The organism is Sphingopyxis sp. (assembly GCF_025869345.1).
Classification (GTDB): Bacteria; Pseudomonadota; Alphaproteobacteria; order Sphingomonadales; family Sphingomonadaceae; genus Sphingopyxis.
This window is the reverse complement of sequence record NZ_JAOZVW010000164.1, coordinates 1-3,415: the sequence shown is the minus strand read 5'-3', so window position 1 is coordinate 3,415 and position 3,415 is coordinate 1. Positions and strand designations below refer to the sequence as shown.

At 69.5% G+C, this 3,415-nt stretch carries 2 protein-coding genes; both read left to right on the top strand.

Annotated elements, in window-relative coordinates:
* Positions 1-399 precede the first annotated feature (399 nt).
* The gene (locus OJI97_RS18740) at positions 400-2,226 is read left to right on the top strand and encodes a hypothetical protein (protein WP_297666036.1); all 1,827 of its coding nucleotides are present in this window, start codon (positions 400-402) and stop codon (positions 2,224-2,226) included.
* Positions 2,227-2,376: 150 nt separating this feature from the next.
* Positions 2,377-3,261, top strand: a complete 885-nt coding sequence (locus OJI97_RS18735) for a tyrosine recombinase (RefSeq protein ID WP_297666034.1) — start codon at positions 2,377-2,379, stop codon at positions 3,259-3,261.
* The last annotated feature ends 154 nt before the right edge of the window (positions 3,262-3,415 follow it).

Here is a 3,415-nt window from a genome sequence, read left to right as displayed (position 1 = left end):
CCTGCCCCTCCACCACCTTCGGTGGTCCCCCTCCCCGTGCCGGGGAGGATCGGCTTGTCACCTATCGGTCGATTTCGGCGATCCGGCGCTTTTGTAACAAAAGTGATTTCGACCATTGGCGCGCGGGGCTATATTATACTGCCCAAGCCGCGCGGTATAATGGTTTTCGCGGGCGGAACATGGTTATCGGACGAACGGCGGGCATTGGATATTGCGCGAGGCGATGAGATCGGGAAAAGGCCGGAGGAGAACGTGGCTGGCGGGCCTGGCGCTGGTGCTGCTGGTCTTCCTGCTGTTGCTCTTTTATCTGGGGCGGCCGATCGCGCCTCGAACGACCGAGGTGGACGTGACCGACACAATCGCCCAAAGCGGCCCGAGCACAGCCCCCAAGGATAGGTGATGACGAAAAAGCTGCTGACGCTGACTTTGGCCCTGTCGGGCACCGCGATGGCGGCGGCGCTGGTGCTGCCCGCGATCGCGCAGGAATCGCTGCTGCCCGAGGGTTTCGGCAATCCGGCCGATACGCCCGCGCCGAAACCCTCGCCGACACCGTCGCCCGGTTCGACCGCGACGCCGAAATCGCCAGCGCCCGCATCCCCGTCTTCCCCGTCGGTCGGCGCCCTGCCGCCCACCGTGTCTCCGACCCTGGCCGACGCCACCAGCGAAGACGGCGATGAAACCGGCGACGAGGAGGAGGTCGCCTCGGGCGGCCTGAAATACGACCTGCCGCCCGGCGCGCGGCGGCTGCTGACGCGGATCGGGCCGCTGACTCCCGAAACGGGCGGTCTCGCGCCCGACGCATTCGGTGTGCGCGGCCAATATGCGGCGGCGATCATGCGCAAGACCAACGGGGCGCTCGCTTCGCGCTGGGGGCAGATATTGCTGCGCCGCGCGCTGTCGTCGGCGATCGATACGCCCGACACGATCAACGGCGCCGACCTGGCCGCCGACCGCGCCGGGCTGCTCCTGCGCATGGGCGAATCGACCGCGGCGCGCTGGATCGTCCAGTCGGTCGACTATGACCGTGCGAGCCCGCGGCTGGTGCAGGTCGCGCAGCAGACCTTCCTTGCCAACGCCGATCCGGCCGGACTCTGCCCCTATGTTCCCGCCGGCCTTGCGCATGGCGAGGAGCAGTCGTGGCGGCTGGCGTCGGCGATCTGCGCCGGGCTGTCGGGCGAGGCCGGTCCGGCGGGCTGGGCGATCGGGCGCGTCCGGTCGAGCGGCAAGATCAGCAATTTCGACATATTGCTGACCGAGCGGGTGCTCGGCGCGACCGGCGCGGGCCGCCGCTCGACGACGATCGAATGGGACAAGGTCGACCGGCTGACGAGCTGGCGCTTCGGCCTCGCGACCGCGACCGCGATCGACATTCCCGCCGAGCTTCGCGCGGGCGAGCCCGGCTATATGCGCGGCTGGACCGTGCTGGCGCCGATGACCGGCATGACCGACCGCGTCGCCGCGGCGCCCGACGCCGCGGCGCGCGGCGTGCTGTCAAGCGAGGCCTATGTCTCGCTGCTCAGCGCGGCGTCGAGCGAGGAGGAGCCGCCCGAGGCGATCGCGGCGCAGCTCGGCGAACTGCGCGACGCCTTCGGATCGGCGACCGGGGCCGAACGCTATGCCGCGATGCAGGGATTGTGGGGCGCGGGATCGAACCCGGCGCAGCGCTACGCCGCGCTCGTCGCGACCGCGCGTGCCGCGGCGGGGCTGCCGACCGGCACCAACGTCGGCGGCGATCCGTGGCAGCTTCTGGGATCGATGCTCGCCGCGGGGTACGACGCCAATGCGATGGCGTGGGTGCAAAAACTCGACGTCGGCAGCCGCGCCTGGGGCGTGATGGCGGTCGGATCGCCGCGCGCGCTGACCGGGGTGAGCGCGGGGAGCATCGGCAATTTTTCGGGCAACGACGACAGCGCCGATTATCTGCGCTCGAAATTCCTCGTGGCCGGGCTGGCCGGGCTCGGGCGCCTCGATGCCGGGCAGGCGGCGTCGGCGGCGGGCGACCTCGACATGAACCTCGGCAAGCAAACGCGCTGGTCGCGCGCGATCATGGCGGCGGCCGAGCGGCGCGAGCCGGGCATGGTCGCGCTGATCGCGGCGGCGGGGATGCAGGGCGACTGGTCGAAGATTCCGCCCTATCACCTCTATTACATCACCCGCGCGCTGCGCGACGTCGGGCTGGAAGCCGAAGCGCGGATGATCGCCGCCGAAGCGCTGGTGCGTGTCTGACATATTCCGATTCCCCGAGCGAAGCCGAGGGGCTCGTTCGAGCGAAGCGAGAACCGGCACCGCCGCTGCCTCGACTGCGCTCGGCATGGCCCCTCGGCTTCGCTCGGGGAATCGGCTCAATATGATAAGCTCCAGACCAATGAGCTTGAAGTGAGTGACGGCGCTCTGATCGACCGCTTTCTGGAAATGATGGCGGCCGAGCGCGGGGCGTCGCGCAATACCCTCGCGGCCTATAAGCGCGATCTGGAGCAGGCGGCGGAGAGGGTGCGCGGTTCGCTGGGCGAGGCCGGGGGCGACGATCTGCGCGGGCTGATGGCGGGCTATGCTTCGCTCGCGGCGAGCAGCGCGGCGCGGAAATTGTCGGCGCTGCGGCAATTCTTCGCTTTCCTGCTCGACGAGGGCGATCGCGCCGACAATCCCGCGCTCGACATCGCGCGCCCGGCGACGCGGCGGCCCTTGCCGCGCATCCTGACGCACGACGATGTCGAGCGGCTGTTCGCGCAGGCGGGCGAGGAAGCGGCGGGCGAAGCGCCGCCCGCGCAGGCGGTGCGGATGCTGCTGCTGCTCGAACTTCTCTATGGGTCGGGGCTTCGGGCGAGCGAACTTGTGTCGCTGCCGCGCCGCGCGGCCCTAGGTGGGCGCGAGTTTCTGATCGTCCGGGGGAAGGGCGACAAGGAACGGCTCGTGCCCCTGTCCGAGCGCGCACGCGCGTGTCTCGACCGCTGGCTGCCGCTGGTCGCGGACGGTTCGCCGTGGCTCTTTCCGTCGGGAAAGGCGCATCTGTCGCGCGTGCGGCTGTTCCAGATGCTGCGCGAACTTGCGGCGCGCGCCGGGATCGATCCGGCCGCGATCAGCCCGCATGTGCTGCGCCATGCCTTCGCCACGCACCTGCTGGAGGGCGGGGCGGATTTGCGCGCGCTGCAACTGATGCTCGGCCATGCCGACATCGCGACGACCGAAATCTATACGCATGTCGACAGCCGGCGGCTGGTCGAGCTGGTGAACCGGCGGCATCCGCTGGCGCAGATGAAATGATCGCCCCCGAAAGAAACCCGATTCCCCGAGCGAAGCCGAGGGGCATTGCCGAGCGAAGTCGAGGCGGCGACGGTGCGGGTTCTCGCTCCGCGCGAACGAACCCCGCGGCGTCGCTCGGGGAATCGGGTTTATTCAGATTTATTACGGCGGTGAC